This is a genomic window from Variovorax sp. 01N429 (assembly GCF_056399425.1).
Genome location: NZ_JBFTRG010000007.1, coordinates 220,633 through 245,709 on the forward strand (window position 1 = coordinate 220,633; position 25,077 = coordinate 245,709).

At 65.4% G+C, this 25,077-nt stretch carries 23 protein-coding genes; 14 read left to right on the forward strand and 9 right to left on the reverse strand.

Annotated features, from left to right (window positions below):
* Nucleotides 1–18: 18 nt before the first annotated feature.
* The 3 genes from AC1DSF_RS15085 to msrA are packed head-to-tail and all read right to left on the reverse strand — an operon-like array spanning nt 19 to nt 1,885.
* Nucleotides 19–966, reverse strand: coding sequence for an AEC family transporter (locus AC1DSF_RS15085; protein ID WP_478126985.1), 948 nt, complete (start codon nt 964–966; stop codon nt 19–21).
* 18 nt (nt 967–984) lie between these two features.
* A complete protein-coding gene (locus AC1DSF_RS15090; protein ID WP_478126986.1) occupies nt 985–1,290 on the reverse strand; it encodes an acylphosphatase in 306 nt (101 codons plus the stop codon).
* Nucleotides 1,291–1,303: 13 nt separating this feature from the next.
* A complete protein-coding gene (msrA, locus tag AC1DSF_RS15095) occupies nt 1,304–1,885 on the reverse strand; it encodes a peptide-methionine (S)-S-oxide reductase MsrA (protein WP_478126987.1) in 582 nt (193 codons plus the stop codon).
* A 96-nt stretch (nt 1,886–1,981) separates the two neighbouring features.
* On the opposite strand from msrA, the gene AC1DSF_RS15100 reads away from it, so the two are divergent.
* The 7 genes from AC1DSF_RS15100 to AC1DSF_RS15130 all read left to right on the forward strand — a co-directional run bounded on the left by AC1DSF_RS15100 (nt 1,982) and on the right by AC1DSF_RS15130 (nt 10,841).
* A complete protein-coding gene (locus AC1DSF_RS15100) occupies nt 1,982–2,656 on the forward strand; it encodes a TetR/AcrR family transcriptional regulator (RefSeq protein WP_478126988.1) in 675 nt (224 codons plus the stop codon).
* On the forward strand, nt 2,653–3,840 hold the full coding sequence (locus tag AC1DSF_RS15105) for an efflux RND transporter periplasmic adaptor subunit (RefSeq protein ID WP_478126989.1): 1,188 nt from the start codon (nt 2,653–2,655) through the stop codon (nt 3,838–3,840). Before AC1DSF_RS15100 ends, AC1DSF_RS15105 begins: the two co-directional genes overlap by 4 nt.
* 10 nt (nt 3,841–3,850) lie before the next feature.
* Complete coding sequence (locus tag AC1DSF_RS15110) at nt 3,851–7,081, forward strand: efflux RND transporter permease subunit (protein WP_478183045.1); 3,231 nt, start codon at nt 3,851–3,853, stop codon at nt 7,079–7,081.
* Between the two features lie 20 nt (nt 7,082–7,101).
* Nucleotides 7,102–7,788 (forward strand): protein-L-isoaspartate O-methyltransferase family protein, encoded by a 687-nt coding sequence (locus tag AC1DSF_RS15115; protein ID WP_478183046.1) that lies wholly within the window; start codon nt 7,102–7,104, stop codon nt 7,786–7,788.
* Nucleotides 7,789–7,801: 13 nt separating this feature from the next.
* Nucleotides 7,802–8,140, forward strand: a complete 339-nt coding sequence (locus AC1DSF_RS15120) for a rhodanese-like domain-containing protein (protein WP_478126992.1) — start codon at nt 7,802–7,804, stop codon at nt 8,138–8,140.
* 166 nt (nt 8,141–8,306) lie between these two features.
* Nucleotides 8,307–9,806: a TolC family outer membrane protein gene (locus tag AC1DSF_RS15125; RefSeq protein ID WP_478145701.1), complete on the forward strand. Its 1,500-nt coding sequence runs from the start codon at nt 8,307–8,309 to the stop codon at nt 9,804–9,806.
* Between the two features lie 150 nt (nt 9,807–9,956).
* On the forward strand, nt 9,957–10,841 hold the full coding sequence (locus tag AC1DSF_RS15130; RefSeq protein ID WP_478126994.1) for an autotransporter outer membrane beta-barrel domain-containing protein: 885 nt from the start codon (nt 9,957–9,959) through the stop codon (nt 10,839–10,841).
* Between the two features lie 16 nt (nt 10,842–10,857).
* Here AC1DSF_RS15130 and AC1DSF_RS15135 read toward each other — a convergent pair whose 3' ends face one another.
* Together AC1DSF_RS15135 and AC1DSF_RS15140 are read right to left on the reverse strand one after the other, a co-directional pair.
* A complete protein-coding gene (locus AC1DSF_RS15135; RefSeq protein ID WP_478126995.1) occupies nt 10,858–12,216 on the reverse strand; it encodes a 3-deoxy-D-manno-octulosonic acid transferase in 1,359 nt (452 codons plus the stop codon).
* Between the two features lie 11 nt (nt 12,217–12,227).
* Nucleotides 12,228–13,610 carry a phosphomannomutase/phosphoglucomutase gene (locus AC1DSF_RS15140; RefSeq protein ID WP_478145702.1) on the reverse strand — a complete coding sequence of 461 codons (1,383 nt, stop codon included), beginning with the start codon at nt 13,608–13,610 and terminating at the stop codon, nt 12,228–12,230.
* 109 nt (nt 13,611–13,719) lie between these two features.
* Here AC1DSF_RS15140 and AC1DSF_RS15145 point away from each other — a divergent pair, with 109 nt between their 5' ends.
* From AC1DSF_RS15145 to AC1DSF_RS15155, 3 genes are read left to right on the forward strand one after another with little or no spacing between them, the layout of a single operon-like run.
* Entirely contained in the window at nt 13,720–15,258 is a 1,539-nt protein-coding gene (locus AC1DSF_RS15145) for a DNA-3-methyladenine glycosylase 2 family protein (RefSeq protein ID WP_478145703.1), read from the forward strand.
* 8 nt (nt 15,259–15,266) lie between these two features.
* A complete protein-coding gene (locus AC1DSF_RS15150; protein ID WP_478126998.1) occupies nt 15,267–15,791 on the forward strand; it encodes a methylated-DNA--[protein]-cysteine S-methyltransferase in 525 nt (174 codons plus the stop codon).
* Nucleotides 15,791–16,765, forward strand: a complete 975-nt coding sequence (locus AC1DSF_RS15155) for a DMT family transporter (protein WP_478183084.1) — start codon at nt 15,791–15,793, stop codon at nt 16,763–16,765. The genes AC1DSF_RS15150 and AC1DSF_RS15155 overlap by 1 nt, the downstream gene beginning before the upstream one ends.
* Here the strand turns inward: AC1DSF_RS15155 and AC1DSF_RS15160 are convergent.
* On the reverse strand, nt 16,715–17,476 hold the full coding sequence (locus AC1DSF_RS15160) for a DUF1345 domain-containing protein (protein WP_478183047.1): 762 nt from the start codon (nt 17,474–17,476) through the stop codon (nt 16,715–16,717). The genes AC1DSF_RS15155 and AC1DSF_RS15160 overlap by 51 nt on opposite strands.
* 28 nt (nt 17,477–17,504) lie before the next feature.
* Nucleotides 17,505–18,383 (reverse strand): mechanosensitive ion channel family protein, encoded by an 879-nt coding sequence (locus AC1DSF_RS15165; protein WP_478183048.1) that lies wholly within the window; start codon nt 18,381–18,383, stop codon nt 17,505–17,507.
* A 133-nt stretch (nt 18,384–18,516) separates the two neighbouring features.
* On the opposite strand from AC1DSF_RS15165, the gene AC1DSF_RS15170 reads away from it, so the two are divergent.
* Together AC1DSF_RS15170 and AC1DSF_RS15175 are read left to right on the forward strand one after the other, a co-directional pair.
* Nucleotides 18,517–19,233 carry a c-type cytochrome gene (locus AC1DSF_RS15170; protein ID WP_478127001.1) on the forward strand — a complete coding sequence of 239 codons (717 nt, stop codon included), beginning with the start codon at nt 18,517–18,519 and terminating at the stop codon, nt 19,231–19,233.
* Nucleotides 19,234–19,239: 6 nt separating this feature from the next.
* Nucleotides 19,240–20,508: a cytochrome c gene (locus AC1DSF_RS15175; protein ID WP_478127002.1), complete on the forward strand. Its 1,269-nt coding sequence runs from the start codon at nt 19,240–19,242 to the stop codon at nt 20,506–20,508.
* Between the two features lie 21 nt (nt 20,509–20,529).
* On the opposite strand, the gene AC1DSF_RS15180 is transcribed toward AC1DSF_RS15175, so the two are convergent.
* Nucleotides 20,530–21,504 carry a cupin domain-containing protein gene (locus AC1DSF_RS15180; RefSeq protein WP_478183049.1) on the reverse strand — a complete coding sequence of 325 codons (975 nt, stop codon included), beginning with the start codon at nt 21,502–21,504 and terminating at the stop codon, nt 20,530–20,532.
* 192 nt (nt 21,505–21,696) lie between these two features.
* On the opposite strand from AC1DSF_RS15180, the gene AC1DSF_RS15185 reads away from it, so the two are divergent.
* Together AC1DSF_RS15185 and cueR are read left to right on the forward strand one after the other, a co-directional pair.
* Complete coding sequence (locus AC1DSF_RS15185) at nt 21,697–23,946, forward strand: heavy metal translocating P-type ATPase (protein WP_478127004.1); 2,250 nt, start codon at nt 21,697–21,699, stop codon at nt 23,944–23,946.
* 17 nt (nt 23,947–23,963) lie between these two features.
* A complete protein-coding gene (gene cueR, locus AC1DSF_RS15190; RefSeq protein ID WP_478183050.1) occupies nt 23,964–24,359 on the forward strand; it encodes a Cu(I)-responsive transcriptional regulator in 396 nt (131 codons plus the stop codon).
* Here cueR and AC1DSF_RS15195 read toward each other — a convergent pair.
* A complete protein-coding gene (locus tag AC1DSF_RS15195; RefSeq protein ID WP_478183051.1) occupies nt 24,308–25,003 on the reverse strand; it encodes a HEAT repeat domain-containing protein in 696 nt (231 codons plus the stop codon). The genes cueR and AC1DSF_RS15195 overlap by 52 nt on opposite strands.
* Between the last annotated feature and the right edge of the window lie 74 nt (nt 25,004–25,077).

Genomic DNA, 25,077 nt, shown 5'->3' on the forward strand with positions numbered 1-25,077 from the left:
CGCGCTGGCGCCCCTGCGCTAGAGGTGATTCGCGAGCGCCATGACGAGGGTCAGCGTGACGAGCGCCAAAGCCGTGGACACGACCATGCTGGCGGTCACGAGTTGTTCGGCGGTGCGATAGCGCTGCGAAAACAGGAAGACATTGGCGCCGATGGGCAGTGCCGCGGCCACCACCATCACCGTGAGCGGTATCCCCCGCAGTCCCAGCGCCAGACCGATGCCGGCCACCAGCAGCGGGTGCACCAGGTTCTTGACGAGCGCCTGGACCAGCGCGCCACGCCAGTGCTCGCCCACGGGCGTCAACGCCAGCGTGATGCCGACCATGACCAGCGCAACCGGACTGAAGGCGCCCCCCAGCAAGGCGATGGGCGTGTCGATGGCCTCCGGCATGTGCAGCCCCGATTGAGCGAACAGAAGACCGGCAATGATCGGCAGCGGCACTGGATGAATGATCGCGTGATAGAGCGCCCGACCGACGACTCTCGCCGAGGCCGGACGCGCTTCGCCGCTGCTCGCGGCATGCTCGTGCGCCACTGCCATTTCGAGTACGACGGTCGCGCTGGTCAACAGCACCAGCGAATGCAACGAGACCAGCGTCAGCAGCACGACCATGCCCTCGGGTCCATACGCCAGGCTGACCAGCGCAATCCCGATCATTACCGTGTTGCTGTAAGTGTTGGCGAGCGCGAGAACAGCGGCCGTGCGGTTGAAGCCCCGCCACAGCATCGTCCCCCCGAAGATCAGCCCGGCCGCGATGAAGTACGCGGCCACCGGCCGAAGGCTGAGTTCCTCCACGCGCACGGTGCTCATCGACCGGAAGAGCAGCGCCGGCGCCAGAAGGAGGAAGATCAGGTTCGACAGGTCACGCAGTGCGCCCCCGCCGACCCAGCCCATTCGCCCTGCAAAGAACCCGACGGCGATGAGCAAGACGACAGGCAACAGTGAGGCGAGGACGGAAGCATTCACGGCGGCGAGGATACCGGCCTAAGCGGTGGGCAGGCGTTCGAACCCATCCAGCCTCTTGGAAGGCCGCTGCACGTCCGTAACCTCGATCGAGTCGACCCGCGCTCCCGGAACACCCGTGCGCAGCCACTCGCACATGTGCGCCAACTGGCTCGGCCATCCTTGCAGCAGGACTTCGACCGAGCCGTCCGCCCGATTGCGCACCCAGCCGGTGACGTCGAGCGCGCGTGCATGCCGCACGCACGCTTCGCGATAGCCCACGCCCTGCACCCGGCCGCGGACCCGGACGGACCGGCTCTCCAGCCCGCCCGTTTCGCTGGAACTCATCGAGCGCTCCGAGTCAAGCTTTCAGATACGAAGCGAAGGTCTTCTGGAACTTCTCGACCTTCGGCCCGACGACGAAAGAGCAATAGCCCTGGTTCGGGTTGTTCAGGAAGTAGTCCTGGTGATAGGCCTCGGCCGTCGAGTAGTTGTCCAGCGCCTTCACCTCGGTCACGATGGGCGAGCGATAGGTCTTGCTTTCGGTGATCTCGCGGATCACGTCTTCGGCCACCTTCTTCTGCGCATCGTTCGTGTAGTAGATGCCGCTGCGATACTGCGTGCCGACGTCGTTGCCCTGGCGGTTGAGCGTGGTCGGGTCATGCACGACGAAGAAGATCTCCAGGATCTGTCGAAGCGAGATCTCGACGGGGTCGAATTGCACCTTCACGACTTCGGTATGGCCGGTGCGCCCAGTGCAGACCTGTTCGTAGCTCGGATGCATGACCTGGCCGTTGCTGTAGCCGGATTCGACGTCGACCACGCCGCGGACGCGATCGAACACGGCTTCGGTGCACCAGAAGCAGCCGCCGCCGAGGACGATGGTTTCCGTTTGCGCCGTCGTTTTCGTCGTGGCTGCCGTTGTGGTTGTCGGGTCGGTCATGAGGGCTCCAGAGACGTATTTGTCGAACCAGCATTTTGACGGCTTGACGCAAATTGGGCGCCTCACTACATTACTAACCCGCCAGTCAGTAACCCAATGCCAGCCCCCCGATTCCTCAGCGACAAGATCTGTCCGGTGCGCGCCAAGCGCGAGCGCCGCAAGGAAGCCCGTCCGGGCGAGTTGCTCCAGGCCGCGCTCGATCTGTTCGTGGAAAAGGGCTTTGCCGCCACCCGATCGGAAGAGGTCGCGGCGCGGGCCGGCGTCTCCAAGGGCACGCTCTTTCTCTACTTCCCGAGCAAGGAAGAGCTCTTCAAGGCGGTCGTCGTCGAAAACCTCTCCGGCCGATTCACTGAATGGAACCGCGAGTTCGAAGCCTTCGAAGGCTCCACGGCCGACATGCTGCGCTATTGCATGCGCATCTGGTGGGAGCGCGTCGGCTCCACCCAAGCCTCCGGCCTCGCCAAGCTCATGCTGAGCGAAGGCCGGAATTTCCCTGAGCTCGCCGAGTTCTATCGGCGCGAAGTGGTCCGCCCCGGACACGCGCTGCTGCGGCGCATCGTGCGGCGCGGCGTCGACAGCGGCGAGTTCGCGCCGGTCGACGTGGACCTTGCCATCTATGCCGTCATCGCTCCGATGATGTTCCTGATGCTGTGGAAGCACTCTGCTGCCATTTGCGTCGACGGAGAATCCGAAATCGACCCCCAGAAGTACCTGGCCCTCCAGGCCGAAATCGTCCTCAACGGCCTGCGTGCGCCCAAGGCCGGCGTATGAAGCGTTCCATCAAGTGGGTCGCCGCGGCCCTCATCCTCGTTCTTGTGCTCGGCGGCATCGTGCGCGCCATTGGCGCCCGCAAGGCGCATCAGGCAGCCGTTGCGGCAAGCGCCAAGCCGGCCGCAACCGTGGTGGAGCTTTCATCGGCCGACGTGGTGCGGGCGACCCGCCGCGAACTCGCCGAAACCCTGGCGGTGTCGGGCACGCTCAAGGCGGTCGACTGGGCAGCGGTCAAGGCACGCGTGGCGGGCGAACTCATCGGTCTCACGGTGCGTGAAGGCGATACCGTCAAGGCAGGCCAGGTCATCGCACGCATCGACCCGATCGAATACCGCTCCCGCATGCGTCAGGCCCAGGAACAGGCCGATTCCGCCCGCGCCCAGGCCGAAGTGGCACAGCGCACCTTCGACAACAACAAGGCCCTGGTCGACCAGGGCTTCATCTCGCGAACGGCGCTGGACACCTCGCAGTCGAATCTCAATTCCGCACTCTCCACGCATCGCGCGGCGCTTGCCGCCGTGGATGTGGCCCGCAAGTCGCTCGACGACACGGTGCTCAGGAGCCCCATCACCGGACAGGTGGCTCAGCGGCTGGCGCAGTCCGGCGAGCGCGTGGCCATCGACACCAAGGTGATCGAAGTCGTCGACCTGAGCCGCATCGAAGTCGAAGCCACGCTGGCCGCCGCCGACTCAGTGGCGGTTCGTGTGGGCCAGCGTGCGGTGCTTCAGATCGAAGGCGGCGGCGCCGACCGCCAAGGCAGCGACCGCAGCCTCGGCGCGACCGTGGTGCGCGTCAACCCCAGCGCGCAGGCAGGCAGCCGCAGCGTGCTCGTCTATCTGCAACTGGACCGCAGCACCGGCTTTCGCCAGGGGCTCTTCGCTCAAGGCACGATCGACGTGGGCCGCACGGAAACACTCGCATTGCCTTTGTCCGCGGTGCGCACCGACAAGCCCGCACCTTACGTGCAAATCGTGATCGACGGCCGCATCGCGCATCGCACGGTCGAAACGGGCATGCGTGGCCACGCGGAAGGACAGACCATGGTGGCGGTGCGCGGCATCGACGATGGCGCGACAGTGATCGCGGGCAGTGTCGGTCCGCTTCGCGAAGGCACCGCGGTGCGTCTCACGCCGGTCGCCTCGGCCGGCTCGGTTGCGAGCGCGGTCGTGCGTTCCAACCCCTGAGCGGCGCACCATGTGGTTCACCCGTGTCAGCCTGAAGAATCCCGTCTTCGCGACGATGCTGATGCTCGCGCTGGTCGTGCTCGGCGCCTTCTCTTACCAGCGCCTGCAGGTCGATCAGTTTCCGAACATCGACTTTCCGGTGGTGGTCGTGATCACCGAATACCCCGGCGCATCACCTGAAATCGTCGAAAGCGAAGTCACCAAGAAGGTCGAGGAAGGCGTCAATTCGATCGCCGGCATCAACGCCCTCACCTCTCGCAGCTATGAAGGCCAGTCGGTCGTCATCATCGAATTCCAGTTGTACGTCGATGGACGCAAGGCGGCAGACGACGTGCGAGAAAAGGTCGCGTCGGTGCGCCCGCTGTTCCGCGACGAGGTCAAGGACCCCCGCGTGCTGCGCTTCGATCCGGCCTCGCGCGCGGTCTGGTCGGTGGCCGTGCTGCCCGACGGCAAGAAGGACACGCAACCCAGCGCCGTGGAGTTGACCAACTGGGCCGATCAGGTCCTGAAGAAGCGTCTCGAAAACGTGCGTGGCGTGGGCTCTGTGACGCTCGTCGGCGGCACCCGGCGCGAGATCAACATCTATCTCAACCCGCAAGCGATGGAAGCCTTTGGCGTCAGTGCGACGCAGGTGGTCGATGCGGTCCGCAACGAAAACCAGGCGTTGCCGGTCGGCTCCGTGCGTTCGCTCGAGCAGGATCGCGTGGTGCAGGTCGATGCGCGCATGGAGCGGCCCGAGGACTTCGGCAAGATCATCATCATGCGCAAGGGCGGTGCACCGATTCGCGTGGAGCAGGTCGCGACGGTGAGCGACGGCGCCCAGGAAATCGACAGCCTCGCCCTCTTCAATGGCCAACGCACGCTGCTGTTGTCGGTGCAAAAGGCGCAGGACGAAAACACGATTCAGGTGGTCGATGGCCTGACCAGGGCGATTGCCGAGATTCAGCCCCAACTGCCGCCGGGCGTCAGGCTCGAACCCATCGCGGATGCCTCGCGGCCGATCCGTGTCGCGGTCGAGAACGTTCGCCACACGCTGATCGAAGGCGCGGTGCTCACGGTGCTGATCGTGTTCCTGTTCCTGAACTCGTGGCGCTCGACGGTCATTACCGGCCTGACCTTGCCCATTGCGCTGATCGGCACCTTCTGGTTCATGGCGATGTTCGGCTTCACCATCAACATGGTCACGCTGATGGCGCTGTCGCTGTGCGTGGGGCTGCTGATCGATGACGCCATCGTGGTGCGCGAGAACATCGTGCGCCACGTGCAGATGGGCAAGACACCCTTCGCGGCTTCGCTCGACGGCACGCAGGAAATCGGCCTTGCGGTGCTTGCGACCACGCTTTCGATCGTCGCGGTGTTCCTGCCGATCGGCTTCATGGAAGGGATCATCGGCAAGTTCTTCCACGAGTTCGGGATCACCATCGTTGCCGCCGTGATGATCTCGATGTTCGTGAGCTTCACGCTCGATCCGATGATGTCGAGCATCTGGCACGACCCGGCGATCGATCGGCAAGGCAAGCGCGAGGCGCCGGTCACCTTCTACGACAAGACCATCGGGCGTGTGACCGGATGGTTCGATTCGGCGACGGAACGGATGGCCGAGGGCTACCAGGGAATCCTGCGCTGGGCGCTCGTGCACAAGCTCGCGACGCTGCTCGCGGCACTCGGCATCTTCATCGGCAGTATTTTCATGGTGCCGCTTCTGGGCACCGAATTCGTGCCCAAGGCCGACTTTTCAGAAACGGCGATCAACTTCTACACGCCCGTCGGCTCGTCGCTTGAAGTGACCGAGGCCAAGGCGCAGCAGGTGGAGGCCGTGCTGCGCGAAATGCCCGAGGTGCGCTACACGCTCACCACCATCAACACCGGCGATGCCCAAGGCAAGATGTACGCGAGCATCTACGTGCGGCTGGTGGACCGCAAGGCGCGCAGCCGCAGCGTCGACCAGATGTCGACGGTGCTGCGGGAGCGGCTGCGCTCGGTGCCAGGCATCACGGTTACGCACGTCGGGCTGCGCGATTCCGTCGGCGGCAACAAGCCCATCGAGTTTTCGCTGCAAGGCACGGACTTCAAGGAACTCGAACGGCTCACGCAACGCGTGATGGATGCGATCCGGCCCATTCCAGGCTTGGTAGATCTCGATTCGAGCCAGAAGCCCAACAAGCCGACAGTGAGCGTGGTGGTGCGGCGCGATGCCGCATCGGACCTCGGCCTGGGCGTCGCGCCGATCGCTGCTTCGTTGCGCACGCTGGTGGCGGGCACCACGGTCGGCAATTGGCGCGCCCCGGACGACCAGACCTATGACGTGAACGTGCGGCTCGCGCCCGGCGTTCGCAATTCGCCGGCCGACCTCGCGCGGTTGCCGTTCGTCAGCACGGCCGTGGGCGCCAATGCCGACGGGTCGAGCCGCATCGTGCGGTTGCAGCAGGTGGCCGAAGTGCGTGAATCGACCGGGCCGAACCAGATCAACCGCCGCGCGCTGGCGCGCGAGGTCGCCATCAACGCCAACGTCGATGGCCGCTCGGCGGGCGAGGTGTCGGCGGACATTCGCAAGGTGCTCGCGGAAATCCCCTTCCCGCCCGGCTATGGCTGGCAGTTCAGCGGATCGACCAAGAACATGCAGGAATCGTTCGGCTATGCCGTCTCGGCGCTGGCCCTGGCGATCATCTTCATCTACATGATCCTCGCGAGCCAATTCAAGAGCTTCCTCCAGCCGCTGGCGCTCATGACAGCGCTGCCGTTGACGCTGATCGGCGTGGTGCTGGCACTGCTCATCTTCGGCTCGACGCTGTCGATGTTCTCCATCATCGGCATCGTGATGCTGATGGGCCTCGTGACGAAGAACGCCATCCTGCTGGTGGACTTCGCGATCCGCTCGCGCGAGCCGGGCATCGATCAAAACGGCAACCCGGTGCCTGGGTTGCCCCGGTCGGAAGCGCTGCTGCTGGCCGCTCGCGTGCGCCTGCGCCCGATCCTCATGACCACGCTAGCGATGATCTTCGGCATGGTGCCGCTGGCCTTTGCGGTCAGCGAAGGCTCCGAGCAGCGTGCGCCGATGGGACAAGCGGTGATCGGCGGCGTCATCACCTCGTCGCTGCTGACGCTGGTCGTCGTGCCGGTCGTCTATTGCTACATGGACGATCTGGCGAACTGGGCTCGCCGACGCTGGGGCCGTACTCCGAAGGCCGCTCCCGCCGGGGCAACCCTGGAGCCCGCGCCTAAAATTGAAGGTTTGTCCTGAGCCCGACGTAGGAAAAGCACATGAATCCCACCCCTTCTCTGGAGCGCCTGCGCTTCAACATGATCGAACAGCAGATCCGCCCCTGGGATGTGCTCGATCTCGAGATCCTCGACCTCCTCTCGAAGATGCGTCGTGAGGACTACGTTCCCGAGGCGCACCGTGGCCTGGCCTTCTTCGACATGGAAATCCCGCTCGAAGACGTCAGCACTCCCAGGGAACCCGGCCAGTGCATGCTTTCGCCCAAGGTCGAGGCGCGCATGTTGCAAGACCTCCACGTCCAGAAGCACGAATCCGTGCTCGAAATCGGCACGGGTTCCGGCTTCATGGCCGCACTGCTCGCTCAACGCGCCGCGCAGGTGCTGACGCTCGAAATCGACCCCAAGCTCGCCGCCACCGCCGCAGAGACGCTGCGCCGCAATGGCGCGATGAACGTCGAGGTGCGCCATGCGGACGGCTCCAAGCCGCTGCCGAGCGGCCCGACCTTCGACGTGATCGTGCTGAGCGGCTCTGTCGCGCGCATTCCGCAGGGCCTGCTGAGTTCCCTCAAGCCGGGCGGCCGGCTTGGAGCGATCGTCGGTGACGAGCCGATGATGCGCGCCAACTTCGTCACCCGCGTGAGTGAAGGCAAGTGGGACACCACGCAGCCGTGGGACATGGTTGCGCCCCGCCTGCTCAACTTTCCTGTGCCTTCGCGATTCAACTTCTGATCCCCGCCCTTTCATGATCGATCAAATCCGACCCGCCGATCTCGCCGATTGGTTCGCACGAAACCCGAACGCGACGCCGGTGGTTCTCGACGTGCGCGAGCCGTGGGAACTGCAGACGGCCAGCGTGGACCCGAAAGGTTTCACATTGGCGACGATCCCGATGAACGAGATTCCGGCGCGGGTCGGCGAGCTCAATCCAGGGCAGCGCATCGCCTGCCTGTGCCATCACGGCGCACGCAGCCAGCGCGTCGCGGCATTCCTCGTGCAGAACGGATTCGACGAAGTGGCCAACATCGTTGGCGGCATCGACGCGTGGTCGGCTCAACGCGATCCTGGCGTACCACGGTACTGATGGCTCGCCCCCAGGCTTCGCGCACTTCGTGTCGCTTCGCCCACCCCCTGCCGGGGGCAACACCGGCGGCCTGGCAAAGCCAGTTCCGCGGTGTTCCTGGGTTTGGCTGCGAGGGCGTTCGCTCGATGCTCGGCAAATTTGCTTTTGATTCTTTCAAGGACGTTTCATGCCCGTTCCCAGGCTTCTTCCTCTTTCGGCAGCGCTCGCRACGTTGTTCGCAGCGGCGATCGCGCTGCCGGCTCATGGCCAGAGCCTGATTGAACTTTATGACTCGGCGCGCAGCTATGACGCTACGTACCAAGGGGCGCGTGCTCAGTTCGATGCGAGCTTGGCGCGGGCTGCGCAGGCCAAGGCTGGGATCTTGCCGACGGTCGGGCTTTCGGCCAATGCCTCGTCCACGCACCAGGAGCTGTCGACCGACAACTTGTCGGCCACTCGCGGCTTTCCAAATCAGTCTGCCGGCATCAACGCGACGCAGCCGCTGTACCGCCCCGCCAACTGGGCGCTCTACGAGCAAAGCAAGCGCCAGGTCGACATTGCACAGGCGACCCTCACGATCGCTGAGCAGGATCTGGTCGTGCGGGTGAGCCAAGCCTATTTCGACGTGCTTTCCGCGCAGGACAGCCTGGCGCTGGTCCGCGCGCAGAAAGTCGCGGTGGCCGAACAGTTCGCTTCGGCCAAGCGCAACTTTGAGGTCGGCACTTCCACCATCACTGATTCGCGGGAGGCACAGGCGCGCTACGACCTCGTTCTCGCACAGGAGATCACGGCCGAGAACGATCTGCAGGTCAGGAAGATCGCGCTTGACCAACTGGTCGGCCGCACAGGAACCAACCCGACGCCATTGGCCGCGCCGGTGGTTCTGCCACCGGTGCTGCCGGCCGACATGAACGCCTGGGTGACACAAGCGGAGGCTGTGCATCCCGCCATTCAGCAGGCGCAACTCGGACTTGACGTGGCCAAGCTCGAGGTCGAGCGGGCCGAAGCCGGTCACAAGCCGACACTGGACGCGCAGCTTGGCTACAACGCCACGAACAATCCGCAAGGCACCAGCACAAGCACCAGCACTGGCCGCGTGAACGTGCGGGCGGCGAGCGTGGGAGTGGTGTTCAACCTGCCGCTCTTTGCGGGCTTCGCGACCGAAAACCGCATCAAGGAAACGCTTGCGCTCGAAGAGCAGCAGCGCCAGTTTCTCGAATCGACCCGACGCAACGTCTCGCAAAGCACGCGCTCGGCGTACCTGGGGCTCATCTCGGGCGCGGGACAGGTCAAGGCGCTCGAAGCCGCGGAGGCTTCCAGCCAGAGTGCGCTTGACGCCAACCGGCTCGGGTATCAGGTCGGCGTGCGGATCAACATCGACGTGCTGAATTCGCAAAGCCAGCTCTTCCAGACCAAGCGCGACCTCGCGGTGGCACGCTACAACGTGCTGGTGGGCAATCTCAAGCTGCGGCAGGCAAACGGCACGCTGACGGCGGACGACCTGCTTGCGGTGAACAACACACTCGCGACCAATGGCCGCGCGAGCGTCGACAGCGCCGCCTCACCGGACCAGCCTTCGGCGGCAACGCAGAGCCCGGTACCTGTCGAGCCGACGCCGAGCCTGACCCCACCGCCGAGGATGGCCGTGCCGCCACCGCCGCCGGTCATCGCGCCGCAAAGGCGCTAGTTGCCGGACCGAATAATCGCAAATCGTCGTTTGCAGGCAACTCCCCAAACGCTCACAATCGACGCACAATAGGTTACGGGTGTTCCGGTTCTTCCCGCGTTCTCCCGCGGTTTCCGGGTCATCGGATGGGTCCAGAAGGAGGGTTCGGCCGTGCGTGATGCGTCTCCTCTGTCAGCGGGCAGGTCGCCCGGGCAACGCGTACCGCGGTTAGCGGTCGCTGCCGCACTGTGCGCCGGCAGCGTTGGTGCTTATGCGCAGCAGTGTCCTACGTCCGGCTTCGGCGCGGCCGCCCTTTGTTCCGCCGGCCGCCCGAGCAATTTCAACAGCGATGCCGCGGCCGATGTCACGCAATGGTCGCTCTTCAGCGGAACCGACCGATTGCACCTGGGCACCACCGTCACCAGCGACCCGACACGCCTCGGAGACTCTCCCGGCGGCAGCATGGGTATCTACGGCACCTGGTACCAGGACGATCGGACTCGGCAAGGCTGGTACGCCGACCTGCGCGGGCAGTTCGGCGCATCCGACAACCGCGTGGCGCCCCTCTCCTTGGCCGGGACGGATGGCCGTTCCCGCGTGGGCCTTGCGTCTGCCGAACTCGGCTATGCCATCCCGCTCGGCGAGGCAGGCGGCTGGACACTGCAGCCTCAAGGGCAGCTGATCTATCTGCGCAACAACAACTACAACCTGCTCGACACCGACTTTTCCAGCATCGAGGCCAGCAAGCGCGCTGGCTGGGCATCGCGAATCGGTATTCGCGTGCAGCCGAACTGGGTGCAGAACTCGGGCTGGCGCTTTCGCCCCTATGCCGCCATGAACTGGTGGCACGACGATCTCAGCGATGAAATGCTGATCACCCAGCCGCCGACGCGCGACCTCTATCCGAGCAACCGCTACGAGTTGAAGGCCGGCGTCAACGTCGACTTCAAGCAGGGTTTGGGCGCCTGGGGAGACCTCGGGTGGCAATGGAACAACCAGTCGACCCAGCCCTATCAGGCCTGGACCGTGCGCGCCGGCATGAAGTACGCCTGGTAGATCTCCAGCGCCGCAGTCACTCCAGGTGAGGCTCGGCCCGCTCTTCGGGCTCGGTGGGCGACGCCCGCTCGGCGATCTCAAGCAATGCAGCGGCGGTACGTTCTGCCGCGCCGCGATTTGATGAAGCAAAGGCGAACGCCGCCTGGGCCATCGCTTCGCGCCGTTCGGGTTTTTCGACCAGCTTGAGCGCAGCCCTCACCGCCTGCTCCATGTCGGCCACGCGTGCCGAAGCACCGGCGGCCAGAGAGAGTTCCGCCGCTTCGGCGAAGTTGAAGGTCGATGGGCCCATGATGACGGGGCATCCGCAGGCTGCGGCTTCAATGAGGTTCTGCCCACCGAGCGGCTCGAAGCTGCCGCCCAACAGGGCGACGTCAGCCAAGCCGTAGTAAAGCGCCATCTCGCCCAGCGAATCGCCGAGCCAGATTTCGGCTTCGGTTGGCGCACCGGCGGCGCTGCGTCGCGCTACGGCGAATCCGTTCGATTCGATGAGAGAGGCCACTTCGTCGAAGCGCTGTGGATGGCGCGGCACGATCATCCACTGCACATCGTGTACGCGCTTGGCAATCGACTGCACCGCATCTTGCGCGGGAGGCACCGGCGCCAGGGCACCGAAGCGCTTGAGCACGTCGAGCAACTGCTGCTCCTCGCCGTCGCGCGAACTTGCGAAGATGATCACCGGCCGCGGAAGCTGGGTGCGCAGCTTGGCCGCCGCCGCGAGTTGCCGGGCGTCAGGCGTGGCGTCGAACTTGAGATTGCCAAACACGCCAGCGACTTTCGCGCCCAGCGACACCAGCCGGTGCGAATCGGCCTCGGTCTGCGCCCACACTGCTGCGAGAGATGAATACGCGGGCCGTGCAAGCCAGCCCAGGCGTTCGGCCCCGGCAAGCGACTTCTCGTTCAGGCGCGCGTTGGCGAGCACCAGCGGAATCCCGCGCTCGGCGCAGGCTGCGGTCATCTCGGGCCACACTTCGGTTTCCATCAGCACGCCGATGCGCGGACGGAAGCGATCGAGAAAACGCGCCACCGGCTCCGGGGCGTCCCACGGTTGCCACACCTGCAGATCGCCCGGTTCGAGCAATTTGGCCCCTTCCTCCCGACCGGTCGCGGTGCCGTTGGTCAGCAGGATCGGAATACCGGGCAACTGGCGGCGGAGTTCTTCGATGAGGATGGCCGCAGCGCGCGCCTCGCCGAGGGACACGGCATGGATCCAGCACCAGCCCGTCCCCTTGGCCGCTTCGTCGTAGTGGCCGAAGCGCTCTTCGACGGCCAGCGCGTAGCCCGGCTCGGCAGCCGCGCGCCGCCGAAGCTTGCGGCGCACCAGCGGCTTGGCCAGCGTTGTGACGGCGCCGTAGAAGCGCAACAGCAAGGAACGCACGCTTCTCGGCTTCAGTGGGCGGCTTCGGCGAGCGACGCGTCCGGCTTGACGCTCTTGAGCAGCGTGAGCATTTCTTCCTCGATGCGCTTCAGCGCTGAATCGGTCTGGCCTTCGAAGCGCAACACGAGCACCGGCGTCGTGTTGGAGGCACGAATGAGTCCGAAGCCATCAGGCCAATCGACGCGCAAGCCATCGATGGTCGACACCTTGGCAGGCGCCGCGAACTTTGCCTTTGCGACGAGTTGATCGACCACGGAATGCGGCTCGCCTTCGGCGCATTTCACATTGAGCTCGGGCGTCGAGAAGCTGGTCGGCAAGGCGTTGAGCACATCGCTCGCGTCCGGGCTCTTGCTCAGGATCTCCAGCAAGCGGCAGCCGGCATACGTGCCGTCATCGAAACCGAACCAGCGTTCCTTGAAGAAGATGTGGCCGCTCATTTCGCCGCCCAGCGGCGAGTCGATCTCCTTCATCCTGGCCTTGATGAGCGAATGGCCTGTCTTGAAAATCATCGGCTTGCCGCCCGCGGCCTCGATGGCAGGCCCAAGGCGCTGCGAGCACTTGACGTCATACACGATGGTCCCGCCCGGCACGCGCGACAGCACGTCCTGCGCAAACAACGCCATCTGCCGATCGGGAAAGATGTTGTTGCCGTCCTTGGTGACGATACCCAGGCGGTCGCCGTCGCCGTCGAAGGCCAGCCCCAGTTCGGCATCGCCGGACTTCAGCGCGGCGATGAGATCCTTGAGGTTCTCGGGCTTGCTGGGATCGGGATGGTGATTGGGGAAGTTGCCGTCGACTTCGCTGAAGAGTTCGGTCACTTCGCAGCCGATGGCCCGCAGGATCGCCGGAGCGGTCGCGCCCGCGATGCCATTGCCCGAGTCGACCACGATCTTGAGCGGCCGCGCAAGCTTGATGTCGCTGGTGATGCGCGTGGTGTACGCCTCGGTCACGTCGACCTTGCGCACGCTTCCGCCGGGGGCCAGCTTTGCGCTGTCGGCTTCCATGACCTTGCGAAGGCCCTGGATTTCGTCGCCGTAGATCGCGCGACCCGCCAGCACCATCTTGAAGCCGTTGTAGTCCTTCGGGTTGTGGCTTCCCGTGACCTGGATGCCGCTGGTGCACAGCGTATGGGCTGCAAAGTAGAGCATCGGGGTCGTGACGGCGCCGACGTCGATCACCTCCACGCCGGTGGCGACCAGGCCCCTGATCAGCGCCTCAGACAGCGAAGGGCCCGAGAGGCGCCCGTCGCGTCCGACCGCCACCGCCTTCTCGCCGGCCGCGCGCGCAGCGCTGCCGAAGGCCTTGCCGAGCGCCTCGGCGACTTGCGCGTCGAGCGTGGAGGGAACCACGCCGCGGATGTCGTAGGCCTTGAAGATCGAAGCGCTGATCTGCATTAAGCAACCCCTGGAGTTCAGAAAATGAAGACGATTGTAGGCATGGCCTTTTGGAGCCAGATGTCCGGAAATGGCTACTCTTGGCTCGGCGCAAACGTATCATCCTTGCATGCCATCCATCCCCGCCTCCACAGCCGGACTCGAGAGCGACGCGTGCTATTTGGCCATGAAGGCGCACGATGCACGCTTTGACGGGTCCTTCTTCACGGGCGTGACCTCCACCGGCGTCTATTGCCGGCCGGTCTGCCGCGTGAAGGTGCCCCGGCGCGAGAACTGCTGCTTCTTTCGCCATGCCGCGCAGGCCGAGGCCGCGGGGTTCCGGCCCTGCCTGCGCTGCCGGCCGGAACTCGCGCCCCGCGCCGCGAGCTGGTCGACCGAGGACGCATCGCGCATCCTCGCGCTGCAGGCGGCGCGCTTGATCGACGAGCCCGACGCCTGGGCCGACGACGGCCCGGGTGCGGCACGCATCGCCGCGCGTCTGGGCGTCAGCGATCGCCATCTGAGGCGCATCTTTGAAGCGCAGTTCGGCGTGTCGCCTCTGCAGTATTTGCAGACACGGCGCTTGCTGGCCGCAAAGCAATTGATCGCCGACACGCAGTTGCCAATGACGCAGGTTGCCCTTGCCAGCGGATTCGCGAGCGTGCGGCGATTCAACGCGGCTTTTCTGACCCACTACGGCCTGAACCCCAGCGCACTGCGCCGCGCCGGCGCCTCGGCTGGTGGAAAGGAGCGGGAAGGTGTCGATGTCAAGCTGGGGTTTCGACCGCCTTACGACAGCGTCGCGATGCTGGATTTCTTCGCGCGCCGCGCGCTGGGCGGCGTCGAGCTGCTGTCGGACATCAACGGCACCAGGCAGTTCGCGCGCACGCTACGCATCTCCAACAACGGCCGCACTTCGCAAGGATGCTTGCAGCTTCGCTTCGACCCGCAGCGCGAACAGGTGCTGCTGCGCGTCAGCGACTCGCTGGCGTCGGTGCTGCCCATCGTGATCAGCCGCGTGCGCGCCATGCTCGATCTCGATGCCGAACCCATCGCCATCAACAGCGCACTGCACGCCAGCTTTCCGCACGGCGATGGCCTGCGCGTGCCGGGCACGGTCGATGGCTTCGAGATTGCCGTGCGGGCGGTGCTCGGCCAGCAGGTCACGGTCGCGGCTGCACGCACGCTGGGCTCGCGGCTGGTGCAAGCCTTCGGCGAACCGATCGTCACGCCCATCGAAGGGCTGGACCGACTCTTTCCGACGCCCGCGGCCATCGCCGGCGCAAGCGGTGACGCGCTCGGCCAACTCGGCATCGTGCGGCAGCGCCAGGCGGCACTGCTCGCAGTCGCGCGCGAATTGATGGAGGGCCGACTCGCGCTGCATGCCGGCGCCGATGTGCCCGCGACCATCGCCGCGTTGCAGGCTTTGCCCGGCATTGGCGACTGGACCGCGCAATACATCGCAATGCGCGCCCTGCGCTGGCCCGATGCCTTTCCCGCGGGGGATGTCGCGCTGCAAAAGGCGCTCGGCGTCACCACGGCACGCGCTGCGGCGGAAGCCTCTGTAGCATGGCGGCCCTGGCGTGGCTATGCCGTGCTGCGCGCGTGGCACAGCCCCCCGTCCGCTCCGCCCGTCGACGCCGCGGCGGTCGTCCCCGCCACCGTCTGATGATCCCCATGAAATTCAAGACTTCAACGATCTACACCGCCCATCTCGACAGCAAGCTCGGGCGCATCATCCTGGCTGCGACGGACAAGGGCCTCGCCGGCGTCTGGTTCGAGCGCCAGCGCCACTCGCCTGACATGACCGGATGGCAGGCAGCGTCGGAGCATCCGGTCCTTCGCCAGGCGGCCGCACAACTCGAAGAGTATTTCGATGGCCGGCGCCAGCATTTCGATCTGCCGCTCGATCTGTCGCACGGCACGCCCTTTCAGCAGTCGGTCTGGCAGGCGCTGCTCGCAATTCCAGCAGGAGGAACCACCAGCTACGGCGCGATCAGTGCCGGTGTCGGCAAGCCCGCTGCCGTGCGTGCCGTGGGCGCGGCGGTCGGTCGCAACCCGATCAGCGTCATCGTGCCCTGCCACCGGGTTCTCGGCTCGGACGGTTCGCTCACCGGGTACGCAGGCGGCCTCGATCGCAAGACCGCGCTGCTCGAACTGGAAGGCGTGCTGGGCGCCGCGCTGACTGAGGTGTGTCCATGATGAGCGAAGCCGAATGCACAGTGGCCGCTCCAGCCATCGCGAATCCTGCGGCGTCGATCGTGAAACCCAAGCCAGCCAACCTTCGATGGCTCGTCGACCTGTTGCTGCTGGGCATGCTCTGGGGCGCATCGTTTCTTTTCATGCGTATTGGCGCGGCCGAATTCGGGGCGCTGCCGACTGCGGCAGTGCGCGTGGCGATCGCGACCATCTTCCTGCTGCCCTTGCTGTGGATGCGGGGGCAATGGTCGGCGTTCAGGCAGTACTGGAAGCCGGCGCTCGGCGTCGGCGTACTCAATTCAGGCATGCCGTTCGCATTCTTCGCATTTGCGCTGCTGACCCTCAACAGCGGCCTGGCGGCGGTGATCAACGCCACCGTGCCGATGTTCGGGGCGCTCGTCGCATGGGCATGGTTCGGCGATCGGCCCGACCGCTCGCGCATCCTTGGGCTGGTGATCGGCTTTGCCGGAGTCGCGATGTTGGCCGGGCGTGGCGCGGGATTTCATTCAGGCGCGGACGAAGGCGCCGCGCGCTGGGCGATTGCAGCGTGTCTTGCGGCCTGCGTCTGCTATGCGGTTTCGGCGAGCATGACCCGCAAATACCTGGTCGGCGTGCCTGCATTGGCAACCGCGACCGGCAGCCAGATCGGCGCCACGCTGGCGCTCATGGTGCCGGCCGTCTGGCTCTGGCCCGCCCAGATGCCGAGCATGCATGCGTGGCTCGCGCTCGTTGCCGTCGGCACTGCTTGTACCGGCCTCGCCTACATCCTGTTCTTCAGGCTGATCGAGAACGCGGGACCGGCGCGCGCGCTGACGGTGACCTTCCTCGTGCCGGTGTTCGCCCTCTTCTATGGCGCCGTCTTCCTGGGCGAAGAGATCACGCAATGGATGCTGATCTGCGCGGTGGTGATCGTCTGTGGTGTCGCGCTATCGACAGGGCTGGTCAGACTGGGTCGCACCGGGCGCCAGGGTGCCTGAAGGCGCTGACGGCGGCGAAGGCGGCGACTGCATCGACGCAGCCACCACGTTGATGGACAGGGCCAGCACCAGCATGTTGAAGGTGAAGGCAAGGACCCCGTGCACGAGCGTGATGCGCCGCATCTCTCGCGATGTGACCTGCACGTCGGACACCTGCGATGTCATGCCGACCACGAAGGAATAGTAGAGGAAGTCGAAGTAGTCCGGCTCGGACTTGCCCGGGAACTTCAGGCCGGGATGCTCGGCATTGGGGCCCTTGGCGCTCTCTTTCTGCTCGCGCTGGTAGTAGCGATGCGCGTAGTGAAAGGCATAGATGGTATGAATCACCAGCCATGAACACGCGAGGCCCGCCAGCCCCAGGGCGATGTGGCCGACGCGGTGTCCGCCGCACAGCTGCGGCACCTGCTGCAGCAACATCGCGATCACTCCGACCGCGACACCGACCGCCACCAGCATGATCAGCAGGATCCACGCTTGCGGCTGATCGAGTTGCTGGGAGCGCATGCGCGTTCCCTCTGCAGTCGAAGTCTCTGCCAGCCACCATGCGGGCAGCAAGTACGCGACTGCCGCGACGCACCAACCCACCAGCCCGCGGGTGGCATCGTCGAGCGGCCAATGAAGAAGGGGAAGCGCCAGGCTCACGACCAAGCCGAGGAAAGCGCCGGACAGCAGACGCTGCCAGCCGGTCATCTTGGTGAAGTGCCTTCGCATGGCGGCAACTGTAGCGCCAGCGCTCGCCTCAGGTTGCTGGCGCGGACTTGGAGACGAGCGGGCCGTACAGCGCCATGCGCGGAAGGTGCAGTTCGATGCCTGAATGATCGAAAGCGATCTTGAGGCGACGCAGGTATTCGCGGCGAACGCTCCATTGCTGCAAGGGCATCACCTTGAAACGGCAGCGCAGCACGACGGCGCCGTTCTCGAAACGCTCGACGCCTGCCATTTCCAGGTTCTCCAGGATTCTTGCCGCATAGGCAGGATCGGTCTGCAGCATGGTGGCGACGTCCTCCATCAGGGACATGACGTGGTCGATGTTCTCGCGGGAAGAGACGCCGACTTCGACCACGGCCTGCGCGAAAGAGCGCGACATGTTGGTCACCGTCGTCACGAGGCTGTTGGGCACGAAGTGAACGTTGCCTTCGTAGTCGCGCAGCCGGACATGGCGCAGCGTGATGTCTTCGACGATGCCGCTGAGATCGGCGATGGTCACGAAGTCGCCCGTGCGGATCTGGTCCTCGAACAGGATGAAAAAGCCCGTGAAATAGTCCTTGACGAGGCTCTGCGCGCCGAAGCCGACGGCAAGCCCGACGACACCGGCAGCGCCAAGGATCGGCGCCAGCGATATGCCGAGTTCGGCCAGCACCAGCATGACCGCCACCACGCTCACTGTCAGTGCAATCAGGTAGCGGACCACGCGCCCGAGGGTCTCGGCGCGCTGAGGGCCATCGGCCGCGTCGAGCCGGGCCTCCACCCGAAGGCGAACGGCGCCGACGACCCGTTGCAGCACGAGGATCGCCATCCAGGCCGCAGCCACGATCAGCAAGATGCGCAGCCCCGACAAAACGGGTGCGCTCCACTGCTCCCAATCGATACGGCCGAGCGCTTGCAGGTATTGATTCATGCGATCGATTCTCCGGAGGTGCCGCCTTTTCTGCGGCACCGGAACGATCTGAAAATCACTGCGAACTGTCCGACTTCGCGTGGCGCAATCGCGTTACGCTCCGGCCTGCTCGATGTCAGCCAATGAATTCCGAATGAACATTCCCCGTCTTCTTGCCGCCCTGCTCACCGCTTGCGCCATGCCGGGACCGGCGCTTGCCGCACCGCCTGCGCCGGGGCACGTTCCCGACACCATCGAACAGCGCGTCGCCGCGTGCATTGCATGCCATGGCCGCGAGGGTTCGAGCACCGAGGCGGGCTATTACCCTCGGCTTTCCGGCAAGCCGGCGGGCTATCTCTTCAACCAGCTGCAGAGCTTTCGGGACGGCCGTCGCTTCAATTCGGACATGGTCCACATGGTGCGGCATCTGTCGGATGCCTATCTGCGCGAGATCGCCGAGTATTTTTCGTCCATCGACCTACCCTACCCGCCCGTTCCCACCACCACCGACGCCACGCCCGAGATGCTGGCGCGCGGCAAGGCGCTGGTGTTCCAGGGCGATCCCGCGCGCGACATCCCGGCTTGCGTTCGCTGCCACGGCGAAGCACTGACCGGTGTGCTGCCCGGCATTCCCGCGCTTGTGGGCCTGCCGCGCCTCTATCTTTCATCTCAGCTGGGCGCCTGGATCACCAACGAGCGCCACGCGCTCGCGCCCGATTGCATGGCCGAAGTGGGCCGCAAGCTCACGTCGGCCGACATCAACGCGGCGGCGAGTTGGCTCGCGATGCAGCCGGTGCCTGCCAACCCGAAGCCGCAGGCCAACGCGCCGAGCCCCGTCCCGATGGCGTGCAGTGCGCTGAACAACAACTGAGCCGCCATGCGACGCTTTGTTTATCTGCTGACCTTCGTGATCACGCTCGCTGTTCTTGCGGGACTCGCCATCATCGGACTCAATCTGCGCGGCGAGGACAAGCTGCCGGACACACCTGCCGCCTTCGATCCCTCGCCGGCCCAGGTCGAACGCGGGCGCTATCTGGCGCTGGCGGGCAACTGCGCCGGATGCCACACCGCGCTCGGCGGCGCGCCGTACGCTGGCGGCGTCGGCATCGAGACGCCCTTCGGCACCGTCTTCGCGAGCAATCTGACGCCCGACCCGAAGGCGGGCATCGGCAACTGGAGCGCCGACCACTTCTGGCGGGCCCTGCACAACGGCCGCTCGAAGGACGGGCGTCTGCTCTATCCGGCGTTTCCATATCCGAACTTCACGCGCGTGACGCGCGAGGATTCGGACGCGATCTTTGCCTACCTGCGCAGTGTTCCGCCTTCGCCCATGCGCAACCTTCCCCACCAATTGCGCTTTCCCTACGACACACAACCGGCGCTTGCGGTCTGGCGGGCGCTTTCGTTCACCCCCGGCACCTTCGCGCCGAACACCGCCAAATCAGCCGAGTGGAACCGGGGCGCCTATCTGGTCGAAGGCCTCGGCCATTGCATTGCATGCCACGGCAGCCGCAATGTGCTCGGCGCCACTCAGGAGAAACTGGGTCTCTCAGGCGGGCTCATTGCGATGGAAAACTGGTATGCGCCTTCGCTCACCTCCAACCGCGAAGCAGGGGTTGCGGACTGGGATCCGCAGGATGTGGCCGAGCTGCTCAAGAACGGGCGGTCCGCGCGCGGCTCCGTCATGGGGCCCATGGCCGACGTCGTGTTCGGCAGCACCCAGCACCTCGAAGAGGCAGACCTGCACGCAATGGGCGTGTACCTCAAGGCACTGCCGAGCACCGCGTCCGCCGCGGCGCGGACCGCTCCGATCCGGCGCGATGCGCGCACCATGGAACGGGGCGCCAAAATCTTCGACCAGCGCTGTGCCTACTGCCATGGCGACTCGGGCCAGGGTGCCGAGGGCGCGTATCCGCCGCTCGCGGGCAACCGCGCGGTACTGATGGATTCGGCAGTGAACCTGATCCAGATCGTGCGGCACGGCGGCTTCCTCCCTTCGACCGGAGGCAATCCGCGCCCTTACGGCATGCCACCCTTCAGCCCGGTCCTGGACGACAGCGATGTGGCAGCCGTGCTGACCTACATTCGCGGCTCCTGGGGCAACGACGCACCGCCGGTTTCACCGCGCGACATGATGCGCCAGTGAGGGCGGGCGTTCGGTCCAAGTTCAATAGGAGCCGGGCGGCGGCTTGAAGCCCAGCGCGTTCTTCGTCTTCATCGCATAGGACACGCGCGCCAGCGTCGACTGGGCGACGCCGATGACCTTGCCCAGCGGCGATTTGAGCGCGTCCGCCACCGGCGACTCCCCCGGCTGCGCTGGCGACAGGCCGCACTTGCGCATCAGCCGGTTGAACTGGTAAATGCGCGCTGTCTTGCGCGTATGCGCGGTGTAGAAGTTCACGCCGATCGAGATCGCCACGCGGTCGCCGGGCGCCGTCCAATCCGGGTCCGAGCGCGTCATGTGAGGCGAAGTGCTCGGGAAGTAGATGCCATCCCCCGCCCGCGCCTCGAATTCATGGCTGCGCGCGCGGAACTCATCCTTGAGCCGGACCTTGCGCGCCGAGTGGGCGACGATGTAGTCCTCCACCGCCTCGGCCGGCACGACCACTCGATCGGTATGGTCCCAGACGTTCATCACTTTCCGTCCGTGCAGCATCAGCCAGAAATTGTTCTCACGGTCGATGTGGAACGGCGTCACCGAAGGCGGCGCCGAGATGAAGATGAAGCCGGTGACCATGAAGATCCCGCGCTGCTCTCGCATGATGGTTTCGCGCACGTTGTCCAGCACGTTTTCGAGCAGCGCCCGATATCGCGGAATGGCTTCGACGTCGTAGAGCGCGATCCATGAACCCGGCTCCTCGATGCGCCGGAAAACCTCCTCGATGCTGCGCCCGTCCGGATGATTGCTGTCATGCGCAAAGCCCGAAGCCTGCGTGATGCCGGGTCTCACGAAGCGGCATTGCTTGAGCGGGACGAGTTCTTTCGCGAGCGCCTCGAGTTCCGTCAACTGGAATAGCGGGTGCCGGTCATAGGTGTGATGCAGCCGCCCGACCTTGTGGGTCGTGAAGCCCGCGGGGTCATCCACCCACATCCGGCAATCGGCGGTCAGGCCCGTGATTTTGTCGATTTCGCTCGCTCCCATGAGACTTCCTTGAGGTGATCCCGGAAGAATACGTGGACGTAACAAAAAATACTAAATAACTTTCGATGTAGTACTAAAGGCCAATATGCGACGGAGCGGCTGGGCCCACTTGACCCCACTTGACCCTCCCATCATGGAAAGGTTGAAACTCACGGCACTTCGCATTGAGCACGAAACAGACAGGAAAACCGAATGAACAACAGCTTGGCGCTTTCGCCCGGCGCATCGAACGGGCTTCGCGAGTGGTCGCTTCCCATTGAAGGCATGACTTGCGCGTCCTGCGTCGCGCGGGTCGAACGATCGCTGGCCGGCGTACCCGGCGTCACCGAAGCCAGCGTCAATCTGGCGACGGAGGCGGCGAACGTACGCACTGATGGCTCGGTCGAACTCGCCACATTGCGGGCCGCTGTCGAAAAGGCGGGCTACAGCGTCGGCGAGGAAGAGGCCCCGCCCCCCCATGGCGGCGAGACGCCCGTTGCAGGCGCGCCGCCGGCGAAGCACCGCGGGCGCAACGATGCTTGGCCCGTTGTCGTCGCAGCCATCCTTTCCGCACCCCTCGTGTTGCCGATGTTCGGCATTCTCTTCGGCGAAGAATGGATGCTCGACGGCTGGCTGCAATTCGCCCTGGCAACGCCCGTCCAGTTCTGGCTGGGGGCGCGCTTCTATCGATCGGGATGGAAGGCGCTGAAGGCGCGCGCCGGCAACATGGACCTGCTGGTTGCGCTCGGCACGTCCGCGGCCTATGGACTCAGCGTTTATCTCCTGCTTTTCACCCCGGCCGACGAGGGGATGTCGCATCTCTATTTCGAGGCGTCGGCCGTCGTCATCACCCTGGTGCTGCTCGGCAAATGGCTGGAAACACGCGCCAAGCGACAGACCACCGAGGCCATCCGCGCGCTCAACGCGCTACGCCCGGAGCGAGCCCGCGTGCGAAAAGAAGACGGCGAGCACGACCTGCCCCTGGAGCAGGTCCGGATCAACGACCTCGTGGTCGTCCGGCCCGGCGAAAGGGTGCCGGTGGATGCATGGGTCGTCGAAGGCAACAGCGAAGTCGACGAGTCGCTGATCACCGGCGAAAGCCTGCCGGTCACCAAGCAGGCGGCCGACGCCGTCACGGGCGGCTCAGTCAATGGCGAGGGGCTGCTGCTCATCCGGACGACCGCGATCGGCGCGGAGTCGACGCTCGCGCGCATCGTTCGGCTGGTCGAATCCGCGCAGGCGAAGAAGGCGCCGATCCAGCGGCTGGTGGACCAGGTCAGCAGCGTCTTCGTGCCCGTCGTCATCGGCATCGCCCTGCTCACCTTCATCGGCTGGGGCATCGCAGCAGGCGACTGGGAGACAGCCATATTGAACGCCGTCGCGGTGCTCGTCATTGCCTGCCCCTGCGCGCTGGGTCTTGCGACGCCGACTGCCATCATGGCCGGGACCGGCGTTGCCGCGCGGCATGGCGTGTTGATCAAGGACGCTGAAGCCCTCGAAGTCGCGCACAAGGTCAAGGTCGTCGCGTTCGACAAGACCGGCACGTTGACCGAAGGGCGCCCGGTGCTCATTGCCTGCGAATCCGTCGACGGAAACACGCATTCGTTGCTGCGCGCGAGCGCCGCCATTCAGGCCGGCAGCGAACATCCCCTGGCGCGTGCGACGCTCGCCGCAGCGAAAGACGCCGGCATCGAAATCCCGCGCGCCAACGCCGTGCGAGCGATTGCGGGGCGCGGCATGTCGGCTGTGGTCGAGGGCCATGAGATGCGACTCGGAAGCAGCCGCTTCATGCAGGAGTTGTCGGTGCCGCTCGGCACGCTCGAAGGACTCGCTTCGCAGCTGCAGTCAGAAGGCCGCACCGTCTCATGGCTCGCGGACTTGACCGATGGCCGCACGCTGATCGGCATGCTTGCTTTCGGCGACACGCCCAAGGCATCTGCCGCCGAAGCCATTCGGCAATTGCATGCGCAAGGCATTCGCACTGCACTGGTCTCCGGCGATAACCGCGGCAGTGCCGAAGCCGTGGCGCGCGCGCTCGACATCGACACCGTTCGCGCGGAAGTTCTGCCGGAAGACAAGGCGGACATCATTGCCCAACTGAGGTCCAACGGCGACTGCGTGGCGATGGTCGGCGACGGCATCAACGACGCGCCCGCGCTGGCTGCCGCCGATGTGGGCATCGCGATGTCCACGGGCACCGACGTTGCCATGCACGCGGCGGGCATCACGCTCATGCGCGGCGATCCGGCGCTGGTGGGCGATGCGATCGACATCTCACGCCGCACCTACGCCAAGATCCGGCAAAACCTGTTCTGGGCCTTTGCCTACAACGTGGTTGGCATTCCGTTGGCGGCGTTCGGACTGCTGAGCCCGGTGATCGCGGGCGCCGCGATGGCTTTCAGCAGCGTGAGCGTGGTGAGCAATGCGCTGCTGCTGCGGCGCTGGAAAGGCAATGCGCGATGAGAGCTGCAGGAACATCCATGGGCCCCTTCAACATCGGCGAGGCCGCGGCACGCTCTGGCGTTTCCGCGAAGATGGTGCGGCATTACGAGTCGCTCGGACTCGTGCCGAATGTGTCGCGCACCGAGGCCGGCTATCGGCAATACACCGAGAGCAACGTGCATACGCTGCGCTTCATCCGGCGTGCGCGCGATCTGGGTTTCAGCATGGCCGAAATCGGCGAGCTCCTGAAGCTCTGGCAGAACAAGGGCCGCGCAAGCGCCGACGTCAAGCGCATCGCGCTTTCACACGCCGAAGACCTGCATCGCCGCATCGAGGAAATGACGGCCATGAAGCGTACGCTGGAGCGCCTGGCCGAATGCTGTCATGGCGATGAGCGACCTGATTGCCCGATCCTCGACGAGTTGGCGGAATAGAGCTGCGACTCGCAGTGCATACCGACCCACTGCCGCCACTGCGCAGCAGCAGCTTCACGCACGGCCCGATCCGGCTCCATCGGATCGTAGGTACCGAGTGATTCCCACAACGGCTCCCATTCACCGGCCTCGGGCATGGCCGAGGCCAGGGTCCGCAGCACGACGTATGCGCGCTGGCGCGTGAGCGGGTTGGGCGCACCGAGCAACGGCACGACGGCAGGCAACGCATCACGGCCGCGTGCAATCAGCACATAGGTGGCAACGGTATGGGGTGGATGAAGTTCATCCGGATAGTCGTCGATGGTGCGCACGAGCGCATCCAACGCGCGAGGGTCGCCGATGGACGCCAGCGCCTGCGCTGCGCGCGCACGGACCCGCGGCTCGGCGTCGTCCAGCGTGCTGGCCAGCGCTTCGGCGGCTGAGGGATCCGCGACCTCGGCGAGTCCCTCCGCCGCCATTTCGCGCGCTTCGGGCTGGGTGCTTGAAAGTGCGCGCAACAGCGTCGCCGTCGACGCACGGCCGGCCACGACCAAGGCGGCAAGTGCGCTGGCGCGATCGAGGGGGTCTGCGGCGTCGAGGCCGCCCATGTCCTGACTCATGGCGCCGTAGCGTGACAGCACACAAGCCGGGCCGATGTAGGCCACCGCCGCATGCCGCGATGCTCTCCTACGGCGGCCTCGTACCTCGCCTCACATCGAGCTCTCGCGATCGCATACAA